We start from the raw sequence: 23975 nt of genomic DNA, 5'->3' as shown, positions 1-23975 counted from the left end.
GTCGCCGACAGCAGGTCAGCGCACACCGTCAACTGGACAGCGGCGCACGAGGAATGGGGCGGGCAACGGCCATGATGGGACCAGCACACTCACTGTCGGGCGCCGCGGCCTGGCTCGGCGTCGGCGCGGCCGCCGCGGCGGCCGGACGGCCGATGCCCTGGCCCGTCGTCCTGGTCGGCGCGCTGATCTGCGCCGGCGCGGCTCTGGCCCCGGACCTCGACCACAAGGCCGCCACCATCTCCCGCGCCTTCGGACCCCTGTCCCGCTGGCTGTGCGAGATCGTCGACAAGCTCTCCTACGCCGTCTACAAGGCGACCAGGAAGCAGGGCGACCCGCGCCGCTCCGGCGGTCACCGTACGCTCACGCACACCTGGTTGTGGGCCGTCCTGATCGGGGCGGGCACCTCGGTCCTGGCTATCACCGGTGGCCGCTGGGCGGTACTCGCCATCCTCTTCGTGCACATGGTGCTGGCCATCGAGGGCCTGCTGTGGCGGGCGGCGCGCGGGTCCAGCAGCGATGTCCTGGTCTGGTTGCTCGCCGCGACCAGCGCCTGGATCCTGGCCGGCGTGCTGGACAAGCCGGGCAACGGCGCGGACTGGCTGTTCACCGAGCCGGGCCAGGAGTACCTGTGGCTCGGTCTGCCGATCGTGCTCGGGGCCCTGGTGCACGACATCGGGGACGCGCTGACCGTGTCGGGCTGCCCGATCCTGTGGCCCATTCCGATCGGCCGCAAGCGCTGGTACCCGATCGGCCCGCCGAAGGCCATGCGCTTCCGGGCGGGCAGCTGGGTGGAGCTGAAGGTGCTGATGCCCGCGTTCATGCTGCTCGGGGGAGTGGGCTGCGCGGCAGCGCTCAATGTGATCTGAGCGGCTGCGGCGGGCGCAGGTCAGGAATCGTCGGCGCCCGCCCCGCCGTAGCGGCGTTCGAAGCGGGCGACGCGGCCCTCGGAGTCCACGGTGCGGGCCTTGCCGGTGTAGAAGGGGTGGCTCTCGGAGGAGATCTCCACGTCCACGACCGGGTAGGTCTCGCCGTCGTCCCACTCGATGGTCTCTCCGCTGGTCGCGGTGGACCGGGTGAGGAAGGCGTACCCGGCGGCGCGGTCCCGGAAGACGACCGGGTGGTAGTCGGGGTGCTTGTCCTGCTGCATCGGGGCTCCTCGGGGGCGGGTGCGGCGGTGGGTTCAGCCGGACAGGGCGTCCTCGTCGACGATGTGCATCGCGGCCTCCTCGGCCGAGGCCGCGGCGCCGTCGATACCGACGTCCGTGGCGACCAGCGCGCTCTCCTCGTCCTCGTGCGCACCCTCGTCGGGGGCGACGAGCCGGCCGGAGCGGGTGGCCCCGACCTCGTTGTCCAGCAGTTCGCCGTCGGTGCCGTCGCAGTCACCGAGGCCGTCGCCGTCGGGGGTGGCGAGGTCGGGCAGCTCCTCGGCGAGCCGCTGGTCCAGTGTCTCGCCCTGATGGCCTTCCGCGGCCGTCACACCGCTGCGCTCCACTGCCCAGGGCCGGTCCGGCGGCGACCAGCCACGGTCCAGGGGGTCGTCGACGCCGTCGTTGTCCAGGGTGTCCTCGGCGTCGAGCAGCCCCGCGTCGTCCTGGATCTCGGACGCGTCGGGCTGGTAGACGTCGTCCCCCCATCCGTCGGCGCTGTTCACGGATACCTCCAGGTGCTGGGGACGGGCCCGTCGACATCACCGTCGACGACGGGCCGGCGCGCGGGGCACAGGCCGCGCCCGTCACGAACCGCAGGCTTCCCGGGCGCTCCCCGAACCGGTGCCGCTTTCCAGACTTCCACCCCTGTTCCCCCCCGCGCAACGGCACGGGGCCGGACCGGGGCCGTGACAGGGCCGGGTGCCCCCGCCCCGCCCGGAGACCGCTTCAGCCGTCTCCGCCGGTGCCGCTGCCCCAGCTGTCCTCGCCGTCTCCGCCGGTGCCGTTGCCCCAGCTGTCCTCGCCGTCTCCGCCGGTGCCGTTGCCCCAGCTGTCCTCGCCGTTTCCGCCGGTGCCGTTGCCCCAGCCGTCCCCGCACCTCACCCGTGCCACGACCGCCACAGCGCCGCGTACGCCCCGTCCGCCGCGACCAGGTCGTCGTGGCTGCCCAGCTCGCTGATGCGGCCGTTCTCGACGACGGCGATGACATCGGCGTCGTGGGCGGTGTGCAGACGGTGGGCGATGGCGACGACCGTCCGGCCGTCCAGCACCCGCGCGAGGGAACGCTCCAGGTGGCGGGCGGCGCGCGGGTCGAGGAGGGAGGTCGCCTCGTCCAGGACCAGCGTGTGCGGATCGGCCAGTACCAGCCGGGCCAGCGCGATCTGCTGCGCCTGCGCCGGGGTGAGCGCCAGTCCGCCCGAGCCGACCTCCGTGTCCAGGCCGTCGTCGAGGGCCCGGGCCCAGGAGTCGGCGTCGACCGCGGCGAGCGCCGCCCACAGCTCGGCGTCCACGGAGTCCTCCCGCGCCCCAGCCCCGGCGGGGAGCCGGGAGTGGGGCAGGGCGAGCAGCAGGTTGTCGCGCAGGGAGCCCACGAACACGTGGTGCTCCTGGTTGACCAGGGCCACGTGCTCACGGACCCGCTCGGCAGGCATCCGGGAGAGTTCGGAGCCGCCGAGGGCGATGCGGCCCTCCCGGGGCGCGTAGATGCCCGCGAGCAGCCTGCCCAGGGTGGACTTGCCCGCGCCGGAGGGACCGACCAGCGCCAGCCGGGTGCCGGGGGCCACCTCCAGGGACACGTTGCGCAGGACGTCCACGCCGTCCAGGTAGCCGAAGTGGACACGGTCGGCGTGCACGTCGCGTCCGTCGGGGGCCAGCGACGAGTCCCCGGCGTCCGGCTCGATGTCCCGCACGCCGACCAGCCTGGCCAGCGACACCTGGGCGACCTGGAGCTCGTCGTACCAGCGCAGGATCAGGCCGACCGGGTCGACGAGCATCTGGGCGATGAGCGCGCCGGTGGTCAGCTGGCCCACGTCGATCCAGCCCTGGAGGACGAAGACGCCGCCGAGTATCAGCACCGAACCGAGGACGGTGACGTGGGTGATACTGATGACCGGGAAGAGCACCGAGCGCAGCCAGAGCGTGTAGTTCTCCCAGGCCGTCCACTCCTTGACCCGCTGCTTCGTCAGGTCGATGCGGCGGTCGGCGAGCCGGTGGGCCTCGACGGTACGGCCGGCGTCCACGGTCTCGGCGAGCACCGCGGCGACGGCGGCGTATCCGGCGGACTCGGAGCGGTAGGCGGAGGGCGCCCGCTTGAAGTACCAGCGGCAGCCCACCGCCAGCACCGGCACGGCGAGCAGCACCGCGGCGCCCAGCGGCGGCGCGGTGAGCACGAGCCCGCCGAGCAGCAGTGCCGCCCACACCACGCCGATGGCCAGCTGGGGCACGGCCTCGCGCATGGCGTTGGCGAGCCGGTCGATGTCGGTGGTGATCCGGGACAGCAGGTCGCCGGTCCCGGCCCGCTCCAGGACACCGGGCGGCAGCCCGACGGACCGGACGAGGAAGTCCTCGCGCAGGTCGGCCAGCATCCGCTCGCCGAGTATCGCCCCGCGCAGCCGCACCTCCCGGACGAACACCGCCTGGACGGCGAGCGCGGCCAGGAACAGCGAGACGGTGAACCCCAGATGAAGCTCCCGGGCGTCCTCCGACACCCGCTGCACCAGGTCGCCGAGCAGCCAGGGCCCGGCCATGGAGGCCAGTACGGCTGCCGTGTTGACGCCGATCAGGACCAGGAAGGCCCGGCGGTGGCGGCGGAACAGCTCGGTCACGTAGGCGCGTACGGTGGCCGGGGCGCCGACGGGCAGGGTGTGCGCCGTCGTCGGGGCCGCGGGGTCGTAGGCCGGTGGCGCCACGCCGATCATGCGGATTCCTCGATTTCTTCCAGTGCGTCGAGCTGGGCGGCGCCCGCCGGTCGGGCGTCCACGTCAGGTCCCGGATGGCCACCGGGCCGCGCGGCCCCGTCGGCACCGGAGACGGCCCCCTCGCGCACCGCCTCGTGCCGAGCCGCCTCCTCGTCCGTCTCCCGGGTCACGACGGCCCGGTACAGCGGCTCCTTGTGGATCAGTTCGCGATGCACGCCCACCGCCGTGACCTCACCCTCGTGGACGAGGACGACCCGGTCGGCCCGGTCCAGGAGCAGCGGCGAGGAGGTGAACACCACGGTGGTGCGACCGGCGCGCAGCTCCCGCAGACCGCGCGCGATCCGCGCCTCGGTATGGGAGTCGACGGCGGAGGTGGGCTCGTCCAGGACGAGTACCTCGGGATCGGTGATCAGTGAGCGGGCCAGGGCCAGGCGCTGGCGCTGGCCGCCGGACAGGGAGCGCCCGCGCTCGGTGATGAGTGCGTCCATCGGGTCGGCAGCGTCGAGCGACCCCTGTACCAGTGCGGCCAGTACGTCCTCGCACTGCGCCGCCGCCAACGCCTCCGCAGGGCCGACGGCACCGGACTTGGGCACGTCGAGCAGTTCGCGCAGGGTGCCCGAGAGCAGCACCGGGTCCTTGTCCTGGACCAGGACGGCCGTGCGCGCGGTGTCGAGCGGCAGTTCGTCCAACGGCACCTCGCCCAGCCGGACCGAGGTGCCGGGCTGCGCCGGGTGTCCGCCGAACCGTTCGGCCAGGCGTCCGGCGGCGTCCGGGTCGCCGCAGACCACGGCGGTGAACAGGCCCGCGGGCGCGAGCAGTCCGGTGTCCGGGTCGTACAGATCGCCGGACGGCGGTTCCCCGGCACGGGACCCGCCGGTGTCGGTGGCCCGTTCCAGCGACAGCACCCGCGCGGCCCGCCGGGCCGACGGGCGCGAGAAGGAGTAGGCCATCGCGATCTCCTCGAAATGCCGCAAAGGGTAGGTGAGGAGCATGATCGAGCTGTAGGCGGTGACCAGTTCGCCGACGGCGATGCGGCCGTCGCGGGCCAGGTGGACGCCGTACCAGACGACCGTGACGAGCAGCAGGCCCGGGAGCAGGACCTGGATCGCGGCGATCAGGGCCCACATCCGGGCGCTGCGGACGGCGGCGTGGCGGACCTCCTGGGAGGCGCGGCGATAGCGGTCGAGGAAGAGTTCCTCGCCGCCGATGCCGCGCAGCACGCGCAGTCCGGCGACGGTGTCGGAGGCGAGTTCGGTGGCCCGGCCCGCCTTCTCGCGCTGGAAGTCGGCCCGTCTGGTGGCCCGGGGCAGCAGCGGCAGCACCGCCACGGCAAGGACCGGCAGGCCGACGGCGACCACGAGGCCGAGTGCGGGCTGGTAGAGCACCAGGCCGACGCAGACCAGCACGATGGTGACCGCGGCCGCGGTGAAACGGGACACGGCCTCCACGAACCAGCCGATCTTCTCGACGTCGCCCGTGGAGACCGCGACGACCTCGCCCGCGGCGACGCGCCGGGTCAGCGCGGAGCCGAGCAGCGCCGCCTTGGCGGCCAGCAGTTGCTGGACGCGGGCGGCGGCGGTGATCCAGTTGGTGACGGCGGCGCGGTGCAGGAAGGTGTCGCCGAGGGCGACTCCGGCGCCGCTGAGCACCAGCAGTCCGCCGGCGAGGGCGAGGCGGCCGCCGGAGCGGTCGACGACGGCCTGAATGGCCATGCCGACGCAGAACGGCAGCGAGGCCACGGAGGCGAAGTGCAGCAAGCCCCAGGCGAGGGCCTTGAACTGTCCGCCCAACTGGTTCCTGAAGAGCCACCACAGGAAGCGGGGACCCGAGCGGGCGTCCGGGACGCCCGGGTCGGGATACGGAAGGTCTTGAATCTGCATGACGTCCCAGTGGCTCGGGTCGGTGGGCGGGAGAGGAGAGCGGTGGCCACCGCTCGCGGTGGCAGCAAACCGTGTCAGGTTCGCGTCGCGGCGGGGGTGGTGGCAAGCGGTTTTCCCCGCGGTGGAAACGATTCGGCTGCACCCACCCGCCCCACCGGACCCACAGCTTCCGCCTGGCCTCGAAGGAGCGGCGCCCAGGGCGCCCGCCGACGGGAACCCAGGAACCAGGGAGCGCTTTCCGACCGGCGGGGCGACCGGCTTCCGCCACCCCTGGCGGCGGCCCGTCGTGCCGACCCGGGACGCCCGCAGGAGGCGCCGCACTGCGCCGGCGCCCCCGGGGCCCCAGTAGAAGGCGCGCCCTATTGCGCCGCCCCCGGGCACCCCCGTAGAACACGCCCATGAAGAGACGGATCGTCATGTCCATGCTCGCCGGAGTGACCCTCCTGGCGGGCACGCTCCTCGGAGCGACACCCGCGTCCGCCCAACAGGTCGACATCCCGGCCGAGTTCGGCTCGGACTGGCACGACCCGGTCACCGCCGCGCCGCCCGTCACCGCCCCGAGTACCAAGGCCTGCCGAGTGACGCTCGCCGAGGCCCAGTTCCGCGACTTCACGCCGTACCGCGGCACCTACACCCCGCCCAGCACCTGCGGCGACCGCTGGAGCAAGGTCGTGCTGCGCCTCGACGGCAAGGTCAAGGGCCGCCAGTACGACCGCCTCGGCCACCTGAGCGTCGGCGGCGTCGAGATCTTCCGCACCTCCACCCCACAACCCTCGCCCGACGGCATCGAATGGTCCGTGGAGAAGGACATCACCCGCTACACCGACACCCTCCGCAGGCCCGGCGACGTGGAGATGCTGATCGGAAACGTCGTCGACGACACGTACACCGGCATCATCGACGTAAAGGTGACCCTGACGTTCTACGCCGGCAGGCCCGCACGCCTCACCGGCATCCCCGACCGAATCCTGCCCCTGACCGATGGCAGGCTGACCACCCCGCGCAACAGCGAACGCATCGTCGCCGAGGTGTACGCCACCGGCTCCGGCGGCGGCTGCGAGGAGTACTGGTACCTCACGGTCCCCGAATCCGCCCCGTACTCCTGCCGGGCCGCCGACGGCCCGAACCGCGAGGTGCAGATCAGGGTCGACGGCCAACTGGCCGGGATCGCCGCCCCGTTCCCGCACGTATGGACCGGAGGCTGGTCCAACCCCTTCCTCTGGTACGTGATTCCGGGCCCGCGCGCCTTCGACGTCCGGCCGGTCGAGTACGACCTGACACCGTTCGCGGGGATCCTCAACGACGGCCGCCCGCACGACATTCAAGTTTCCGTCGCCGGACTCCCCGAGGGGAGACCCGGCTGGAGCGCACCCGTGAACGTCCTCGTCTGGCAGGACGAGGGCCGCGCCCAGGTCACCGGGGCGCTCACCGCGCACCACGACCGAGGGCTCGACAACTCCTCGTCCTACACGCCCGGTGCGCAGCACCGGGTGGACACCGGGAGCACACACCGCCTGACCGTCGCGGGCTACGTCGACACTTCGCACGGCCGGGTGACCACCACCGTCCGCCGTTCGCTGGCCCACACCTCCGTCCACCGGTGGACCGACGGCGAGACGACGGACGCACTCGACGCCACCTGGCGCGACAGCGAGTCGGTCACGTCCGACGGACGCGGACCGGCCCGGACGACGCACACGCACCGGACGTACACCATGGACGGCACCACCACCCTCGGTGCCGACGACCGGCTGCGCACCGCCCTGACCCTCGGCGACCGGGCGACGTCCGAGACCACGCGCGACGGACGGCGCACCGCCTGGTCCCGGCTCGACGACACCTATCGCGGCGACGCGACGTGGACCGTCAACGTGCCCCGCGACCAGCGCCACGCGGTCGGCACATCGACCGAGCGCTACCGCCTCCACGGCTCGCACGTGCCCGGCGGCTGCTACGACCGCTCGCTGGCCACGCAGCAGGGCACGCTCACGGAGGACCGGCGGCGCTGCTGACACGGCCGAAGGCTCCTTGACCGGCGGAAACCGGTCAAGGAGCCCGGAGTTCAGTACCGCACCGCACTCTGCAGCAACGGCGGATACACCGCCGACTCCTCCCCGTCCACCGTCGCCCCGGCGAACTGGAGCATTGACCGGATCGAACCGTTCACCGAGGACGGGTAGTCGAGCTCCGGCTCGGACACCTTGTCCAGCGCCTCCAGGTGCTCCGGCGCCAGCCGCACGTCAAGTCCCGCGAGATTGTTCTCCAGATGCTCCAGTCGCCGGGCTCCGATGATCGGTACGACCGTCCCGGGGCGGGACCGCAGCCAGGCCAGGGATACCGCCGCCGACGAGGTGCCCAACTCGTCCGCCACGGCGGCGACGGCGTCGATCACCTCGTACTCCCGCTCGCTCGGCCCGCCGACGAAGGCCGAGCGGGCGGAGTCGGTGACCTCGGTGCCGCGGCGGTACTTGCCGGAGAGGAAGCCGTTGCGCAGGGGGCTCCACGGCACCAGTGCCATGCCCTGGTCGGCGGCGAGCGGGGCGAGTTCGCCCTCGACGGTACGGGCCAGCAGCGAGTACTCGACCTGGAGGGCGATCAGCGGGGTCCAGCCCTTGAGCAGGGCCAGCGTCTGCGCCTGCGCGGTCAGCCAGGCGGGGGTGTTGGAGAAACCGACGTAGCGGATCTTGCCCGCCCGGACCAGGTCGTCCAGGGTGCGCATGGTCTCCTCGATCGGGGTGTGGCGGTCCCAGTTGTGCAGCCAGTACACATCGAGGTAGTCGGTGCGCAGTCGCCGCAGTGTCTCGTGGAGCTGCGCGATGATCGAGGCGCGGCCCGCGCCACCGCCGTTGGGGTCACCGGGGAAGAGGTTGCCGAAGAACTTCGAGGCCAGGACGACGTGTTGGCGACGTCCGGGGCGCGCGGCGAAGTAGTCGCCGAGGATCTTCTCCGAGTGGCCGTTGGTGTAGAAGTTCGCGGTGTCGATGAAGTTCCCGCCCCGGTCGAGGTAGGCGGAGAGGATCCGCTCGGACTCCTCGACGCTGCACCCGGCGGCCCCCGGGTCCTCGCCGAAGGTCATCGCGCCGAGCGCGAAAGGGCTGACACGGAGACCGGAACGGCCGAGAGTGATGTAGTGATCGAGCGGCATGATCGTGCTCCTTGATGAGGGAATCGGTCGGATCGACTACGTCAAGGAAATCGCAAAGATGCAGTTCATCGGTAGATCGATCCAATCGGCCTCTTGCACAATCCGACCGGACTCGGTCCGATCATGCTGTCCCCGCACTTACAGTGAAGCGTGCGCACGAGAGAAGAACTGCTCGACGAGATCCGCGGCATCATCGCGGAGCGGACGGCCACCGGAACCTCCGACACCGCGATCCCGGGACTGCTGCTGTCCCGGGTGGAGACGGCCGAGCCGGACTACTCCCTCACCGAGCCGCTGCTGGTGGTCATGGCGCAGGGCGGCAAGCGGCTGCTGCTCGGTGAGCAGGTCTACGAGTACCGGGCCGGGGACTGCCTCGTGGTCACCGCCGATCTGCCGGTCACCGGTCACTTCATCAACGCCCGCCGGGAGGAACCGGCGCTCGGCATGGCCCTGGAACTGCGCCCCGCCACCGTGGCCCCCCTGCTCCTTGAGGCGCCGCCGTTGCCCACGGCGCCCGGCACGGCGCTCGCTACCGGGCAGGCGGATGTCGATCTGCTGGACGCCGTGGCCCGCTTGCTCCGCCTGCTGGACCGCCCGACAGACGCGCCGGTGCTCGCTCCTCTCATCGAACGCGAGATCGTCTGGCGCCTGCTCACCGGCCCGCACGGCGCGATGGTCCGTCAGATCGGCATGGCCGACAGCAGCCTGACCTACGTGGCCCGCGCCATCCGCTGGATCCGCGAGCACTATGCCGAACCGATGCGCGTCGAGGACCTCGCCCGGCTCACCGGGATGAGCAGTTCGGCCTTCCACCGCAACTTCCGTGCCGTGACGGCGATGAGCCCGCTGCAGTTCCAGAAGCGCATCCGGCTCCAGGAGGCGCGTTCCCTGCTGGTCGCCCGGTCCGGGGATGTCGCGGGCGTGGGGCACGAGGTGGGCTACGACAGCCCCTCGCAGTTCAGCCGCGAGTACCGGAGGATGTTCGGCGCGCCGCCGGGCCAGGACGCGAACCGCCTGCGTGCGACGGTCGGGCCTTCCTCCGTACGGCAGTTGCCCTGAACCCCTGGCTACGTGCCGCCTGAACCCTGGCTACGCGCCACAGCCGCGGGCATCCCCGTCCACCAGTGTGTCCAGCAACCCCCCGAGCACCTCACGCTGTTCGGCCGTCAGCGGTGCCAGGATCTCCCGCGCCGCGGACCGTCGCGCCGCGTGCAGTTCCCGTAGCGCCTTCAGCCCGTCCTCGGTGAGTTCGATGCGGATCACCCGGCGGTTGGTCGGGTCCGGCGCCCGGCGCACCTTGCCGCTCGCCTCCAGCCCGTCCACCAGGGACGTGACGGCACGGGGGACCACCTCCAGCCGTTCGGCGAGGTCGGCCATCCGGGGCGGCGAGTCGTAGTGGGCGAGGGTGCGCAGCAGCCGGGACTGGGCCGGGGTGATGCCCAGGCCGGAGAGTTCGATGTGCCGCTTCTGGATCCGGTGCACACGCCGGGTGAGCCGCAGCAGCTGCTCGGCGAGCGAGCCGTCGGGGTCGGCCGCGGAGGCGGAGGCGGAGATCACCGGATCGGGGCTGGTCATACGGGAACAATAACAGGACCTTGTTCATTGTGAGTATAGGTAACAATGAGCTAAGCTCCGTCAGTCCCGTCCTCACCCCTCCGTAGGAGCCCATGCATCCCGATCACCAACCCACCTGGACACCGCCGGACGACAGCGATCAACAGCCCCGGCAGGTGCGCCGCATCCTGCGTCTGTTCCGCCCCTACCGCGGGCGGCTCGCGATCGTCGGCCTGCTGGTCGGCGCCGCGTCCCTGGTCTCGGTCGCCACACCGTTCCTGCTGAAGGCGATCCTCGACGTCGCCATCCCCGAGGGCCGCACCGGCCTGCTCAGCCTGCTCGCCCTCGGCATGATCCTCAGCGCCGTGCTGACCAGCGTCTTCGGCGTCCTGCAGACCCTGATCTCGACGACCGTCGGCCAGCGCGTCATGCACGACCTGCGCACCGAGGTCTACGGCCGCCTCCAGCGCATGTCGCTCGCCTTCTTCACCCGGACCCGCACCGGCGAGGTGCAGTCCCGCATCGCCAACGACATCGGCGGTATGCAGGCGACCGTCACCTCCACCGCCACCTCCCTGGTCGCCAATTTCACCAGCGTGGTCGCCACGATCATCGCGATGCTCGCCCTGGACTGGCGGCTCACGGTCGTCTCGCTGCTGCTGCTCCCGGTGTTCGTGTGGATCAGCCGCCGCGTCGGCAACGAACGCAAGAGGATCACCACCCAGCGCCAGAAGCAGATGGCCGCGATGGCCGCCACGGTCACCGAGTCGCTCTCCGTCAGCGGCATCCTGCTGGGCCGCACCATGGGCCGCTCCGACTCCCTGACCAAGGCCTTCGCCGATGAGTCGGAAGCCCTGGTCGACCTGGAAGTGCGCTCCAACATGGCCGGGCGCTGGCGCATGGCCGTCATCACGATCGTGATGGCCGCGATGCCCGCCGTCATCTACTGGACCGCGGGCCTGGCCCTCCAGTACGGCGGCCCCGAGGTCTCGATCGGCACGCTCGTCGCCTTCGTCTCGCTCCAGCAGGGCCTGTTCCGCCCCGCCGTCAGCCTGCTCGGCACCGGAGTCCAGATCCAGGCCTCGCTCGCCCTCTTCCAGCGCATCTTCGAGTACCTCGACCTGCCCATCGACATCACCGAGCCGGAGAACCCGGTCCACCTCGACGCGATCAAGGGCGAGGTCCGCTTCGAGAAGGTCGAGTTCCGCTACGACGACCAGGGCGCCCCCATCCTCGACGGCCTGGACCTCACCATCCCCGCCGGCGGAAGCCTCGCGGTCGTCGGCCCGACCGGTGCGGGCAAGTCCACGCTGGGCCACCTGGTGCCGCGCCTGTACGACGTCGTCGGCGGCCGGGTCACCCTCGACGGGGTCGACGTGCGCGACCTGGACTTCGACACGCTGGCCCGCGCGGTCGGTGTCGTCTCGCAGGAGACCTACCTCTTCCACGCAACCGTCGCCGACAACCTGCGCTTCGCCAAGCCCGACGCCACCGACGAGGAACTGCACGCGGCTGCCAAGGCGGCGCAGATCCACGACCACATCGCCTCGCTGCCCGACGGCTACGACACGGTCGTGGGTGAGCGCGGCTACCGCTTCTCCGGCGGCGAGAAGCAGCGGCTGGCGATCGCCCGGACCATCCTGCGCGACCCGCCGGTCCTCGTCCTCGACGAGGCCACCAGCGCCCTGGACACCCGCACCGAGCACGCCGTGCAGGAGGCCATCGACGCGCTCTCGGCCAACCGCACCACGCTCACCATCGCCCACCGGCTGTCCACCGTCCGGGGCGCCGACCAGATCGTGGTCCTGGACTCCGGCCGCGCCGTCGAGCGCGGCACGCACGAGGAACTGCTGGCCCTGGACGGCCGGTACGCGGCGCTGGTGCGCCGGGACGCGCAACTGGAACCGACGAACTGACGCCGCGTCCGGGGCCCATGAGTCGGCGTCGCGTCCGGGGCCCACGCGCCGGCGTCACGTCCGGGGCCCACGCGTCGGCGTCACCGCCGGGCCCACGAGTCGGCATCACCGCCGGGGCCCACGAGTCGGCATCACCGCCGGGGCCCACGACTCGGCGTCACCCCTGGGGCCCACGCGCCGACGTCACCGCCGGGCCCATGAGTCGGAAGCATCGCCTCCGGAGTCGACCGGATGGCCGCCGTCCGATGTCGACAAGATGAAAATATGCCGGGTTTGTGGCGATATGCGGGTTACCGTGCCCGCATGCACATGAACACTCCGTCACGGAACGCGATCCGACTGACGCGCCGGGGCCGAATCGTCCTCATCGCGACCGGGGCCGTCGTGGCCGGCACCGCCGTGGCGGTGCCGCTGCTGAGCATGGACAGCGAGGGCGAAAAGAAGCCCACGGCCCTGGTGATCCCGGAGGGCTGGCGGTCCGGACAGGTCTACGAGGCCGTCGACAAGGCCCTCGCCCTGCCCGCGGGGACCACCAAGAAATCCCTGGCCAAGGCCAACCTGAAGCTGCCGACCGACGCGGACGGCAACCCGGAGGGCTACCTCTTCCCGGCCACGTACCCGCTGGAGACCAACGGCACGAAGGCGACGCCGGAATCGCTGCTGAAGGCGATGGTCGACACCGCGAACAAGAAGTTCAACGGTGCCCCGATCGCCGCGGGCGCCCAGCGCAACGCGATGAACGTCTACCAGGCGGTCACCATCGCCAGCATCGTCCAGGCCGAGGCGGCCACCAAGGCCGACATGGGCAAGGTGGCGCGGGTCGTCTTCAACCGCCTGGAGCGCGGGATGCCGCTCCAGATGGACTCCACCATCAACTACGCCCTCAACCGCTCCACGCTGCGGACCACCGAGTCCGACACGAGGATCGACAGTCCCTACAACTCGTACCAGCGCATGGGCCTGCCCCCGACCCCGATCGACAACCCGGGCGAGGAGGCGGTGCGTGCCGCGATCAACCCCACGCCGGGTGACTGGCTGTACTTCGTCACCGTCAGGCCCGGCGACACCCGCTTCACCGCCGACTACGCCGAGCACCAGCGCAATGTCGCCGAGTTCAACCGCAACCAGCGCAGCGGCTCGCCCGAGGCCAAGTCGAAGTGACCGCGCGGGACATCACGCGGCGAGAGGGCGCTCCTCGGCCAGCAGCCGCCTGATGTCCCGTACGGCCGCGCGGCCCGCCCGGTTGGCGCCGATCGTGCTCGCCGAGGGGCCGTAGCCGACCAGGTGGATCCGTGGATCGGCGACCGCTCTGGTCCCCTCGACCCGGATACCGCCGCCCGGCTCCCGCAGCTTCAGCGGTGCCAGATGGTCGATGGCGGCCCGGAACCCGGTCGCCCAGAGAATGACGTCGGCCTCCACGCGGCGGCCGTCCGCCCACTCCACCCCGTCCGGGGTGATCCGCTCGAACATGGGCTGCCGGTCCAGCACCCCGTCCGCGAGGCCCTGCCGGATCGCGTCGTTGAGCGGCAGCCCGGTGACCGACACCACGCTCTTGGGCGGCAGCCCCTGCCGCACCCGCTCCTCCACCAGCGCCACCGCGGCCCGCCCCAGGTTCTCGTCGAAGGGGCCCTCGCGGAACACCGGGGGCCGCCGGGTCACCCAGGTGGTGGCGGCCGCGTACGGGGCGATCTCCAGCAGGTGCTGGGTACCGGAGGCACCCCCGCCCACCACGACCACCCGCAGCCCCGCGAACTCCTCCGGCCCCGGGTACTGCGCGGTGTGCAGTTGCCGCCCCCGGAAGGTCTCCTGCCCCGGATAGCGGGGCCAGAACGGCCGGTCCCAGGTCCCCGTGGCGTTGATCAGCGCCCGGGTCGACCAGTCCCCGGCCGAGGTCTCCACGACCAGCCGCCCGCCGTCCCCCTCGCGCACGGCCCGGACATCGACCGGCCGCCGTACGCGCAGGTCGAAGGCGCGCTCGTACTCCGCGAAGTACGCGGCGATCACCTCGGCGGACGGCCGCGCGGGATCGGCGCCGGTCAGCTCCATCCCGGGCAGCGCGTGCATCCCGTGCGCCTTGCCGTACGTCAGCGAGGGCCACCGGAACTGCCAGGCGCCGCCGGGCCCGGGGGAGTGGTCCAGCACCACGAAGTCACGGCCGGGCTCGAAGCCGGTGCGGCGCAGGTGATAGGCGCCGGAGAGCCCTGCCTGACCGGCGCCTATGACGACTACCTCGGTGTTGTTCACGGTTCTACTAACCAAGCGGGGTGCGAGGATCTTCCCGGGACGAGCGCGGCTCGGTGCGGCGGGGACGCTCATGGACGATGACACCGCCGTCGATCACGACCACCCGGTCGGCCAGGCGCTCGGCCGCCTCTGCGTCCCGCGTGGCCAGCAGTACGGCGACTCCCGGCCGCCGCCACACCTCCCCGCTCGGTGTGCCGAACGGTTCGTCCAGCAGGAGGAGTTCGGGCTCGCGCAGTAACGCCTGTGCCAGCCAGACGAGTTGGACCTCGTCGGGGGAGAGGGCCTTGGCGCGGGCGTTCGTACGGTGCCCGAGTCCGACCGCGTCGAGGGCGCGCTCGGCGCGGGCACGGTCCGGCTTGCCGGGCAGGCCGAGGAGGACGCAGCGCCAGACCCGTTTCCACGGGGGGAGTTGGGGCGCGTGCAGGGCAACGGCCTTGCGGCGCGGCACGAGAACAGTGCCCTCGATGTCACGGTCCAGCCCGGCGAGGACGCGCAACAGCGCCGACTTGCCGCTTCCGGCCCGCCCGAGGAGGGCGACGACCTCACCGGGTCGGATGTCCAGTCGCAGCCCGTCCAGGACCGGGCGGCCGTCGTAGGCGCGGGTAAGGCCGTCGACACGGACGGCGAGCGGGGCCTTGACGGTACGGCGGCGGGCTCGCGGACTCGTCGGCCGGTGGAGGTCGGTCGCCATGACGGCAGCCTTTCGCGGGTGCGGACGACGAGCGGCCGTTGGCTGACCACGCCGTACGCCCGACGGTAGGAAGGCGCCGGAGCACGGGTCAACGGAGGCCGGTTGAACTTCATACGGACGTCACACGCGGGGCGCGCGAGCGCGCTGCCGGGGAAGCGGATGACGGAGGATGGAGCACATGTCAGACACCTTCACCACCCGAGTCCTCAACGTGGCGTCCGGCTCCTCGGAGACGGTCGTCGATCTGACCCGCGACTGCGAGGCCTTCCTGCGGGAGGCGGCCGGGGGCCGGGACGGCCTGCTGAATGTCTTCGTCCCGCACGCCACGGCCGGCATCGCCGTCATCGAGACCGGCGCCGGCAGCGACCACGACCTCCTCGCCGCCCTCCACACGCTGCTCCCCGCCGACGACCGCTGGCAGCACCGCCACGGCAGCCCCGGCCACGGCCGCGACCACGTCCTCCCCGCGATCGTCCCGCCGCACGCGACCCTCCCGGTCCTGGGCGGCCGCCTGGAACTGGGCACCTGGCAGTCGGTGTGCCTGGTCGACACCAACAAGGACAACCCGCACCGGCAGGTCCGACTGAGCTTCCTGGGCTGACCGGGGGTGCCTGGGGGTATCTGATCACAGCTTCATATCGCGGGGTTTACGCAGGCGGCGCCGCATGATCGGCTTCGGGGTGCCATGCACGGGTGGCTTCTGGGGAGGGGAGCGTGCCGATGAGTGTCGCCGCGGAGGGGACCGCGCAGACGTGTCCGGAGTGCGGAGCGGAGATCCGCGTGGACGGACGGTTCACCACATGGTGCGCCGCCTGCGACTGGAACGTGGACCCCGGGCAACCGGAGGAGCCGCAGGGACGGCTGGAGCGGACGCGCCGCGCCCTGGCCCGACGGCACGGCGAGAGGCTTCTCGCCGAAGTGACGTCCTCCGGTGCCCTGCAACCACGACGGGACGCCTCCGCGCTCCTCGCCCACGCCATCGCCCTCGCCGTCCACGCCGTCACCCTGGTGCTGGCCGCACTGGGGATCTGGCTGTTCGTACGGGGGCTCGGCGGATTCGGGATGGTGCCCGGACTGTTCCTCCTGCTCGTGGCCTGGGTGCTCAGACCCCGGCCGAACCGGCTGCCCGGCGACATCCCCGCGCTGCGACGGGCTGACGCACCGGAGTTGTTCGCGCTGCTCGACGAGGTCGGCCGGGTGGCCGGCACGCGCGGTGTGGACGCGATCGTGGTGCGGGCCGAGCTCAACGCGAGCGTGACGACGTACGGCGTCTTCGGTCGTCGTGTGCTGACCATCGGGCTGCCGCTCTGGGAGATCCTCACTCCCCAGGAGCGGATCGCCCTGATCGGCCACGAGATCGGCCACTTCGGCAACGGCGACACCCGGCACGGCCTGGTGGTCGGAACGGCGTTCCATTCGCTCGACGCCTGGTGCTACTTCCTGGCACCGATTCCCCAGCCGACCGCGCTGCAGATGGCCGTCAACGTCGTGTCCTTCCTGCCGTACATGGCCGTTCAGGGTGTCATGCTCCTGCTCGACCAGCTGACCCTGCGCGCCACCCAGCGCGCCGAATACCTCGCCGACCGGGTGGCCGCCCGTGCCGGGTCCACCGAGGCGGCCGTGGGACTCATGGACCGGCTCCTGGTCCTGGACTCCGCCGCGGTGACCCTGCGCCGAGAGGCCAATCAGGCGAGCCTGAGGGGGCCGCGGGCGGGGACCACGAACGACACGGAAGGCCTGTGGGAGCGGCTCGCCGAGGCCATGGCGTCGATCCCGGAGCACGAGTACGAACGCCAGCGGCGGGCGGGCGCCCGGCGCGGCCACAGCGTGGACACCACCCACCCCCCGACCCACCTGCGCCGGTCCTGCCTCCTCACCGCCGAGCCCGTAGCCGCGGCCGTCCCGGCGGACCCCGAACGCGACCGGCGGATCGCCGCCGAACTCGCCGACGGGCGGCGCCGGGTGACACGGCAGATCCTGCGCCACGAGTTCGACGACTAGGTTTTCGGCCCATGGAGACCGAAGTGACCGCCGCGTACCCCTCCCTCACCCGAGCGATGGCCGAGGCCTTCGTCGATGTCCTCTGGTTCGTGGAGAGCTGCGAGGACGAGCAGATGCACCCGGACGACGCCGTCAAGGTTCTCGAAGGCGTCGCGCACTGGGCGACCCGACTGACCGACGACCAGCGCGCCGAGCTGCTCGAACTGCTCGACACGATGGCGGAGGCGGAACCCAGCCCCGCACGGCGGGAGTTCCTGGAGGGATTCGCGGTGGGCTTCGGGCTCGTCGACGAGTGACAATGCTCGGCATGACGACTTGAAGGGCACGGGCCGACCGTTGGCGCTGGACCAAGGTCGGCACCTGGGACACCGTCCTCGACGGGGACCACCGGGTCTGCGCCACCTGCGGCACACCCGTCCGCTCCTACCAGTACCGCTTCCACCCGCCCGACTCCGCGATGTACGAGCGCTGCGTCGGCCTCGCCTGGTGCTCCGGTTGCCGCGTCTACTCGGCGAACATGGTCCACGTACCCCGGGCGCGACGCCTTGTCGATGCCCTGGAGTCGCTGCCCCCTGAGCACAGGGAGCGGCTGCTCCGGTCGGAGACGCGGCTGATCGAGTATCTGGACAAGGCCCGCCCCTGGAGCGCGTGACGGCGATTACGATCACCGGGTGAGCAGCGGCATGGTGAGGGCGTTCACCGGCCTGTTCCGGGGACGCGGGCGCGCGGACGAGCACGCGGAGGAACTGGCCCGGGTCGAGGCGGAGATCACCGCGTTCGGGCAGACGCTGGCCCGGCATCCCTTCGTACCGGACCACCAGGCGCACGACGTCGAACTCCTCGCCGACTACCAGCAGGCGCTGGACGCGTACGAGCGGGCCAAGCGGGACTCCTGCCGCTCTTCGACGCCGAGGGCGGGAATGTCGTCGGTGTATCGGTGGCTGAAGTGGGCCAAGAGCGCGTCTACTTCTGGGACCACGAGCGGGAGGACACGGACTGTACCGTCCTGCTGATCGCCGACTGCCTCGATGAGTTCATGGGCTCTCTGCGTGATGCCGGTGACTGGGACGACGGCCCGTTCCGTGAACGCACCCGCCTCGACACCCACACGGTCAGCCCGATGACGGACAGGAGTATCGGGCCTCCGACGAGGATCGGGACGGAGCCCACGAGGACCGCGGTCAGGATGAGGTCCTGCCAGGTGGCTTCCGGCCCCGTCATGTTCCCCTCCGTCGTGCCGTCGATTCCTGCGGCAAGTCCCGTTCAGCAGTCGACACGGTACGTCACATGAATGACCTGGGTCGCGGCTCGGGAGCTGATCTGGGTCAGCTTCAGGGGCGGGACGTTCGCGAAGAGGCGGGAGCCCGCGCCGATGGTCACCGGGACGATGTGCAGGCGGAGTTCCTCGATCAGGCCGGCCGCGAGGTACTGGTTGATCGTCGTGGCGCCGCCGTGGATCAGGACGTCGCCGTCGCCCGCTGCCGCCCTCGCCTGCTCCAGCGCTGAGGTGATTCCGTCGGTGACGAAGTGGAACGTCGTGCCGCCCTCCATCGGCTGGGGCTCGCGCGGGTGGTGGGTGAGGACGAACACCGGGGTGTGGAACGGGGGATCGTCGCCCCACCAGCCGTTCCAGGGCCGGTCCCACGGTCCGCGCACGGGGCCGAACATGTTGCGGCCCATGATGTAGGCCCCGGCGCCGCCCAACTGCTCGATCTCCGCCTGGTTCTCCTCCGCCCGGTCGAACATCCAGCTGTGCAGCACAGCCCCCGAGCCGTCACCTCCGTCGTCGCCGAACGGGCGCTCCTCGCTCTGGTTCGGCCCGGCCGCGTACCCGTCCGCCGAGATCGTGATGTCGCTGATCACCCTGGCCGTTGGCGCCGTCATCGGCAGCTCCGCTCGTCGTCGTGGTCCGTCCGGGCGCCACGGGCCCGGGGGACGGCTTGCGCACAGGCGTCCCCCACAGCCTCGCACGCGTCACGCCGCCCAGCCCTTCACCCTCGGATTCGTTCGAGAATGTGAACGAGATTCCGTCCACGGTCTTGTCAGCCGGTCGACCCACCCCTATCGTCTCCCGCCAGAAAGCGCTTTCCCGCTCGCCACAGCCGCCCCGGGAACCCCCTTCCCGGCCGTCGGCCGGGTGCCCTCCGCGCGGATCGCCGCGCCACGGAACCAGGCACCGCGCAACGCCCGCACCACGCATCGGACGTACCCCGCACACGCCAGGAGACGACCATGAAAAGACCTCTCGCCCTACGCCTGTCCGCAGTCTCGGCCGCGCTCGCCCTCGGGGCCGCGGCGGGGATCGCCGCGCTGTCCATGCCCTCGGCATCCGCCGCGACCAGCGGCGCGACCGGCTATGCCACCCAGAACGGCGGCACCACCGGCGGTGCCGGCGGGCAGACCGTCAAGGCCACCACCGGCACCCAGATCCACGCGGCGCTGTGCGGCCGGGCCAGCAGCAGTACGCCCATCGTCATCCAGGTCGAGGGCACCATCAACCACGGCAACACCGCGAAGGTGTCGGGCGGCAGCTGCAACACCGCCGCCGGTGTCATCGAGCTGAAGCAGATCAGCAACGTCACCATCGTCGGCGTCGGAAGCGGCGCGGTCTTCGACCAACTGGGCATCCACATCCGTGAATCCAGCAACATCATCATCCAGAACGTCACGGTGCGGAACGTGAAGAAGTCCGGCTCGCCCACCTCCAACGGCGGCGACGCCATCGGCATGGAGAGCGACGTCCGCAACGTCTGGGTCGACCACGTCACCCTGGAGGCGTCCGGCGGTGAGTCGGAGGGCTACGACGGCCTCTTCGACATGAAGGACAACACCCAGTACGTGACTCTCTCGTACAGCATCCTGCGCAACTCCGGCCGCGGCGGACTGATCGGGTCCAGCGAAAGCGACCTGTCCAACGGCTATGTGACGTTCCATCACAACCTGTACAGCAACATCGACTCCCGCGCACCCCTGCTCCGCGGCGGCACGGCGCACGCCTACAACAACCACTACAAGAGCCTCAACGAGTCCGGCATCAACTCCCGCGCCGGCGCCAAGGCCAAGGTGGACAACAACTACTTCGAGGACTCCAAGGACGTCCTCGGCACCTTCTACACCGACGAGCGCGGCTACTGGCAGGTCAGCGGCAACGTCTTCGACAACGTGACCTGGTCCTCCACTGGCTCGAAGAACTACCCCGCGGGACCGAACCCGACGTCCAACACCACGGTCTCCATCCCGTATGCCTACACCCTCGACGCCGCCACCTGCGTGCCGGACGTCGTGAGCCGTACGGCGGGCGCCAACACCGGGCTGAAGGTGTCCGACGGCAACTGCACCCCGCAGACGCCGAGCCCGACCCCGACCACGCCCACCCCGACACCCACCACCCCCACACCGACCCCGACCGAGCCCAGCGGCACCAACCTCAGCATCGGCGCCGGTTCCGACGGCTCCAGCAAGGCCGACGGCACCAGCTACGGCAACGTCCGCGACGGAAACATGAGCACCTACTGGTCCCCGAGCGGTTCCACCGGCTCCATCTCCATCAAGTGGGGCTCCGCCACCACGGTCAACAGCGTCAACATCCGCGAGGCCGCCGGGTCCACCGGCGCCATCGGCTCCTGGCGCCTGCTGAACGCCGACACCGGGGCCGTCCTCACCTCCGGCACCGGCGCCGGCGTGATCACCTTCGCGCAGACCTCGCTGAAGAAGATCACCTTCGAGATCACGGGCTCCAACGGCACCCCCAGGGTCGCCGAGTTCGAGACCTACGCCCCGTAAGGGCTCATAAGGCACTCCCCGCTGCTCCGCCGCTCACCGGCGGGGCAGCGGGCCGTGGCCTTCCGGTCATGGCGAGCCTCGACGACATCACGGCCCTGCTGTGAGAACCCGGCTTCCACTGGTCCGACCCCGCTCCGTGGGAACGGCTGGAAGAGGAACTCGGCGTCCGCGTTCCTGCGCGTGCCGGACCCTCCGTCCGGACCCTGGGCGGTGGGCGTGCACGAGTGGAACAGCTTCAGCCACACCCCCCACGACATGCCGTTCAGCGACTGGTTGCCGGCGTATCTCAGGAACGAGGACGCCACGATGTACGCGCACGAACCCGGGCCGGAGTGGCGGCCGTCCTGCGAAGACACCACCTGAGGTGGCATCTTGGCCCCGTGACCCAGGTGCAGGAAGACGGACCGGGGAAAGAGGAACAGGCATGGCTCGCCACTCAGCGGCCCTCACGCATCCGTGACGTCCAGGCCGGGCGGCTGGGCTGGACGGAGGTCGATCTGCTCGACATCGACAGCGGGGGCGGGAAGCCGTTGCGGGACGCGCTGGAGGTGTTCGGCGTCCGGGTGCACTACCTGCCCGTCGGGCAGCCCCGCCATCTGGTGGCGGCCCTGGACGGGAGCAGACCGATTGCGCCCTACGTGATTCTCGCCTGCCATGGTGACGAGGGACGCGTCCTGCTGGACGAACTCGCCGAGGAACTGGCCCGGTTCCAGCCGTTCAACGGCACGCTGGGGCCGGAACAGGTGCGCGCGCACCTGCGGTTGCCGGGCAGCGTCGTCCTCGTCACGGGTTGCGAGACGGGGCACCCCGCGCTCGCCGACGCCTTCCTCGACGCCGGCGCCAGCGTGTACATCGCCCCTGAGGGCGCCCCGTTCGGCTACGCGAGTGTGTTCGCGCCGATGTTCCTCTTCTACGAACTCACCCAACAGCGAGGCCTGACCGAGGCCGTTGAGCGCCTGCGCGCGCACGACGACGAACTGTCCATGTGGCGCCTCCATCGGCGGTGACGCCGGGGGACCGGGCATACCAGGCCCCGCTCAGTGGCGGGCCGAGCCGCTTGCCGCCTCGGTGGGCACATCCGGCGTCGAGGCCCCGCGCGGTCGGGGAAGGGACGGGAGGGGGTGGCGGTCCCGGGTGCCCGACTCGATGTCCGTGATCAGTGCGCGCAGTGCCTCGTGGCCGTGCGGCAGGGCGCGTGCCCGGTCGAGGGTGGCCAGCGTACGGCGGGCGCGACGCGCCGCGCGGGTGTCGCGACCCTGGTGGTGGTCGACGTAGGCCATGGCGTAGCGGGCGAGGAGGGTGCCCCAGGCGTCGTCGCGGATCTCCCGTCGGGACAGGGCGCGATGGGCGGTGCGCCGGGCGACGTCGGGGGCGAGGGCCGTCTGGGTCACGGCCCGGGTCGCCAGGGCGACGGCGGGGGACGGGCCGTAGTCGGGGCGGGCGGGGAGCGTGCGCGCGGACTCGGCGAAGTGCGCGGCGGCGCCGCGCGGGTCTCCTTCGTGCAGCGCGATCAGCCCCTGCACATGTGCGATCTGCCCGATCGTGGTGTCGTCGCCCGCCAGGACCGCCTGCGGCCAGGCCTGGCCCAGCAGGACGCGGGCGGCCTGCGGATCGCGGCGCGCGCTGAGCCAGGCCGCCAGCCAACGGCCGCGCCTGGACGCCGGGTTGTCCTCCGGGCACAGGGGCAGCAGCCGCAGCAGGTAGTCGAGGCCCTGCTCGCCATGGCCGTAGACCACCCACCAGAACCACAGGCCGACGACCGTCCGCAGGGCCGTGACTCCCTGGTCGGGGCGGTGCACGGCCTGGTTCAGTACGGCGGTCAGCTCCTCCTGCTCCTCCTGGACCAGGGCCACCGCTTGGTCCTGGCGGCCCGACGCCCACAAGTACTGTGCTGTTCCGGCGAGTTGCCGCGCATGGGTGGCCCTGCGCTCCAGGGCGGTCTCGCACTCGCCGGCCGCCCGGAGCCGTTCGGCGCCGAAGTCCCGTGCGGCGCGGGTCATCCGGTAGCGGGGCGGGCGCGGCCCGCCGGGGTCGCGGACCGGTTCGAGGACGTTGATGGCCGCCAACCCGGCCAGCAGCGAGGGGACTTGGTGGGGTTCCACACCCCCGCCGCCGCACAGGAAGGACGCGGTGGACTCGTCGAACGCCCCGGCGAGGACGCTGGCCCTGCCCCAGACGATCCGCGCCTCGCGCTCGCACAGGGCGTAGGACGCGCCCACGGTGGCCCGCAGTGAACGGTGCCGGCGCAGCGCGGGGCCCTCCCCGTGCAGCCAGCACTGGTGGACCTCCAGGACGGCGGCGAGGTCGCCCACCCGCTGGAACGCGAGCTGTTCCGCGGCCAGTTCGAGGGCGAGCGGGACCCCTTCGAGGGAGCGGCAGATCCGTTCCACCGCCCGCAGGTCGGGGCCCTCTGCGCGGAAGCCGTCCGAGGCGGCGCGGGCGCGGCGCAGGAAGAGATCCACGGCCGGGGGAACGTCCGGACCGGTGGCGGCGAGCGGGGGCAGGCGCAGTACGCGTTCCTCGCCGAGGCCCAGCGCCTGCCGCGCCGTCACCAGCACCCGCAGTCCGGGTGCGGCGTCCAGCAGCCGCCGTACCCGGCCGACGGTCGCCCGGTGGACGGGGTCCACGTCGTCGAGCAGGAGCAGGCCCGTCGACGGCACCTGTGTGAGTGCCGCGGAGCAGTCGCCCTGCCCGTGCACCTGCACCATCGGCCACCGCGCGCCCACCGCCGCCGCCAGCCGGCTCTTGCCGACGCCCGCCCTCCCGGTCACCGTCACCAGACGGTGCGCCGCCAGCAGCCGTGCCAGCTCGGCCGACTCCCGCGCCCGGCCCACCAGCTCACCGGCGTTTCCGGTGCCGCAGGCACCCGGCGTCGCCGGGTCGCCGACGCAACTCCACACGCTCATGAGGCCCCCGA

24 protein-coding genes are annotated in these 23975 nt (G+C 71.7%); 13 read left to right on the top strand and 11 right to left on the bottom strand.

Annotation, left to right across the window (positions count from 1 at the left end; genetic code table 11):
* The first annotated feature begins 71 nt into the window (after positions 1-71).
* A complete protein-coding gene (locus ACZ7L7_RS08560; protein ID WP_285512404.1) occupies positions 72-866 on the top strand; it encodes a metal-dependent hydrolase in 795 nt (264 codons plus the stop codon).
* A gap of 20 nt (positions 867-886) precedes the next feature.
* On the opposite strand, the gene ACZ7L7_RS08555 is transcribed toward ACZ7L7_RS08560, so the two are convergent.
* The 5 genes from ACZ7L7_RS08555 to ACZ7L7_RS08535 form a co-directional block, all read right to left on the bottom strand.
* A complete protein-coding gene (locus ACZ7L7_RS08555) occupies positions 887-1147 on the bottom strand; it encodes a type B 50S ribosomal protein L31 (protein WP_285512403.1) in 261 nt (86 codons plus the stop codon).
* A 33-nt stretch (positions 1148-1180) separates the two neighbouring features.
* Entirely contained in the window at positions 1181-1651 is a 471-nt protein-coding gene (locus ACZ7L7_RS08550) for a DUF5709 domain-containing protein (RefSeq protein ID WP_285512402.1), read from the bottom strand.
* Positions 1652-1874: 223 nt separating this feature from the next.
* Positions 1875-2039 carry a hypothetical protein gene (locus tag ACZ7L7_RS08545; RefSeq protein ID WP_472075350.1) on the bottom strand — a complete coding sequence of 55 codons (165 nt, stop codon included), beginning with the start codon at positions 2037-2039 and terminating at the stop codon, positions 1875-1877.
* Positions 2027-3844 carry an ABC transporter ATP-binding protein gene (locus tag ACZ7L7_RS08540; protein ID WP_453602549.1) on the bottom strand — a complete coding sequence of 606 codons (1818 nt, stop codon included), beginning with the start codon at positions 3842-3844 and terminating at the stop codon, positions 2027-2029. Before ACZ7L7_RS08540 ends, ACZ7L7_RS08545 begins: the two co-directional genes overlap by 13 nt.
* A complete protein-coding gene (locus ACZ7L7_RS08535) occupies positions 3841-5724 on the bottom strand; it encodes an ABC transporter ATP-binding protein (RefSeq protein WP_471430066.1) in 1884 nt (627 codons plus the stop codon). The genes ACZ7L7_RS08540 and ACZ7L7_RS08535 overlap by 4 nt, the downstream gene beginning before the upstream one ends.
* A gap of 398 nt (positions 5725-6122) precedes the next feature.
* Here ACZ7L7_RS08535 and ACZ7L7_RS08530 point away from each other — a divergent pair, with 398 nt between their 5' ends.
* Entirely contained in the window at positions 6123-7736 is a 1614-nt protein-coding gene (locus ACZ7L7_RS08530) for a peptide-N4-asparagine amidase (protein WP_472075348.1), read from the top strand.
* A gap of 50 nt (positions 7737-7786) precedes the next feature.
* Here ACZ7L7_RS08530 and ACZ7L7_RS08525 read toward each other — a convergent pair whose 3' ends face one another.
* A complete protein-coding gene (locus tag ACZ7L7_RS08525) occupies positions 7787-8869 on the bottom strand; it encodes an aldo/keto reductase (protein WP_453602554.1) in 1083 nt (360 codons plus the stop codon).
* 150 nt (positions 8870-9019) lie between these two features.
* On the opposite strand from ACZ7L7_RS08525, the gene ACZ7L7_RS08520 reads away from it, so the two are divergent.
* Entirely contained in the window at positions 9020-9928 is a 909-nt protein-coding gene (locus tag ACZ7L7_RS08520; RefSeq protein WP_285512396.1) for an AraC family transcriptional regulator, read from the top strand.
* Between the two features lie 30 nt (positions 9929-9958).
* Here the strand turns inward: ACZ7L7_RS08520 and ACZ7L7_RS08515 are convergent, their stop codons facing one another.
* Positions 9959-10444, bottom strand: coding sequence for a MarR family winged helix-turn-helix transcriptional regulator (locus ACZ7L7_RS08515; protein WP_285512395.1), 486 nt, complete (start codon positions 10442-10444; stop codon positions 9959-9961).
* A 92-nt stretch (positions 10445-10536) separates the two neighbouring features.
* On the opposite strand from ACZ7L7_RS08515, the gene ACZ7L7_RS08510 reads away from it, so the two are divergent.
* A complete protein-coding gene (locus ACZ7L7_RS08510) occupies positions 10537-12339 on the top strand; it encodes an ABC transporter ATP-binding protein (protein WP_471591843.1) in 1803 nt (600 codons plus the stop codon).
* Positions 12340-12642: 303 nt separating this feature from the next.
* Positions 12643-13500, top strand: a complete 858-nt coding sequence (gene mltG, locus ACZ7L7_RS08505) for an endolytic transglycosylase MltG (RefSeq protein WP_285512393.1) — start codon at positions 12643-12645, stop codon at positions 13498-13500.
* Between the two features lie 12 nt (positions 13501-13512).
* Here mltG and ACZ7L7_RS08500 read toward each other — a convergent pair whose 3' ends face one another.
* Both ACZ7L7_RS08500 and ACZ7L7_RS08495 read right to left on the bottom strand, forming a co-directional pair.
* Positions 13513-14583, bottom strand: coding sequence for an NAD(P)-binding domain-containing protein (locus ACZ7L7_RS08500; protein WP_471591844.1), 1071 nt, complete (start codon positions 14581-14583; stop codon positions 13513-13515).
* Positions 14584-14590: 7 nt separating this feature from the next.
* On the bottom strand, positions 14591-15274 hold the full coding sequence (locus ACZ7L7_RS08495; RefSeq protein ID WP_472075345.1) for an ATP-binding cassette domain-containing protein: 684 nt from the start codon (positions 15272-15274) through the stop codon (positions 14591-14593).
* 178 nt (positions 15275-15452) lie between these two features.
* Between ACZ7L7_RS08495 and ACZ7L7_RS08490 the strand changes: the two genes are divergently transcribed.
* The 5 genes from ACZ7L7_RS08490 (at position 15453) to ACZ7L7_RS08470 (ending at position 18288) form a co-directional block, all read left to right on the top strand.
* The gene (locus ACZ7L7_RS08490) at positions 15453-15875 is read left to right on the top strand and encodes a secondary thiamine-phosphate synthase enzyme YjbQ (RefSeq protein WP_453602561.1); all 423 of its coding nucleotides are present in this window, start codon (positions 15453-15455) and stop codon (positions 15873-15875) included.
* A 119-nt stretch (positions 15876-15994) separates the two neighbouring features.
* A complete protein-coding gene (locus ACZ7L7_RS08485) occupies positions 15995-17275 on the top strand; it encodes a M48 family metallopeptidase (RefSeq protein WP_285512389.1) in 1281 nt (426 codons plus the stop codon).
* A gap of 11 nt (positions 17276-17286) precedes the next feature.
* Entirely contained in the window at positions 17287-17571 is a 285-nt protein-coding gene (locus tag ACZ7L7_RS08480) for a hypothetical protein (RefSeq protein WP_285512388.1), read from the top strand.
* Between the two features lie 221 nt (positions 17572-17792).
* On the top strand, positions 17793-17927 hold the full coding sequence (locus ACZ7L7_RS08475; protein ID WP_285512387.1) for a hypothetical protein: 135 nt from the start codon (positions 17793-17795) through the stop codon (positions 17925-17927).
* A gap of 19 nt (positions 17928-17946) precedes the next feature.
* Complete coding sequence (locus tag ACZ7L7_RS08470) at positions 17947-18288, top strand: hypothetical protein (protein WP_453602564.1); 342 nt, start codon at positions 17947-17949, stop codon at positions 18286-18288.
* A 250-nt stretch (positions 18289-18538) separates the two neighbouring features.
* On the opposite strand, the gene ACZ7L7_RS08465 is transcribed toward ACZ7L7_RS08470, so the two are convergent.
* Positions 18539-19159, bottom strand: coding sequence for a dihydrofolate reductase family protein (locus tag ACZ7L7_RS08465; protein WP_471591846.1), 621 nt, complete (start codon positions 19157-19159; stop codon positions 18539-18541).
* A 348-nt stretch (positions 19160-19507) separates the two neighbouring features.
* Here ACZ7L7_RS08465 and ACZ7L7_RS08460 point away from each other — a divergent pair, with 348 nt between their 5' ends.
* The 3 genes from ACZ7L7_RS08460 to ACZ7L7_RS08450 all read left to right on the top strand — a co-directional run bounded on the left by ACZ7L7_RS08460 (position 19508) and on the right by ACZ7L7_RS08450 (position 22065).
* Positions 19508-21058, top strand: coding sequence for a pectate lyase family protein (locus ACZ7L7_RS08460; RefSeq protein WP_453602568.1), 1551 nt, complete (start codon positions 19508-19510; stop codon positions 21056-21058).
* A gap of 180 nt (positions 21059-21238) precedes the next feature.
* Positions 21239-21421, top strand: coding sequence for a hypothetical protein (locus tag ACZ7L7_RS08455; RefSeq protein ID WP_285512383.1), 183 nt, complete (start codon positions 21239-21241; stop codon positions 21419-21421).
* 17 nt (positions 21422-21438) lie between these two features.
* Entirely contained in the window at positions 21439-22065 is a 627-nt protein-coding gene (locus ACZ7L7_RS08450) for a hypothetical protein (RefSeq protein WP_453602571.1), read from the top strand.
* Between the two features lie 30 nt (positions 22066-22095).
* Here ACZ7L7_RS08450 and ACZ7L7_RS08445 read toward each other — a convergent pair whose 3' ends face one another.
* Positions 22096-23964, bottom strand: coding sequence for an ATP-binding protein (locus ACZ7L7_RS08445; protein WP_472075342.1), 1869 nt, complete (start codon positions 23962-23964; stop codon positions 22096-22098).
* Between the last annotated feature and the right edge of the window lie 11 nt (positions 23965-23975).

This window comes from Streptomyces sp. NPDC110618 (genome assembly GCF_055657065.1).
The sequence above is the reverse complement of the archived record's forward strand: the minus strand, read 5'-3'. Positions and strand labels throughout refer to the sequence as shown.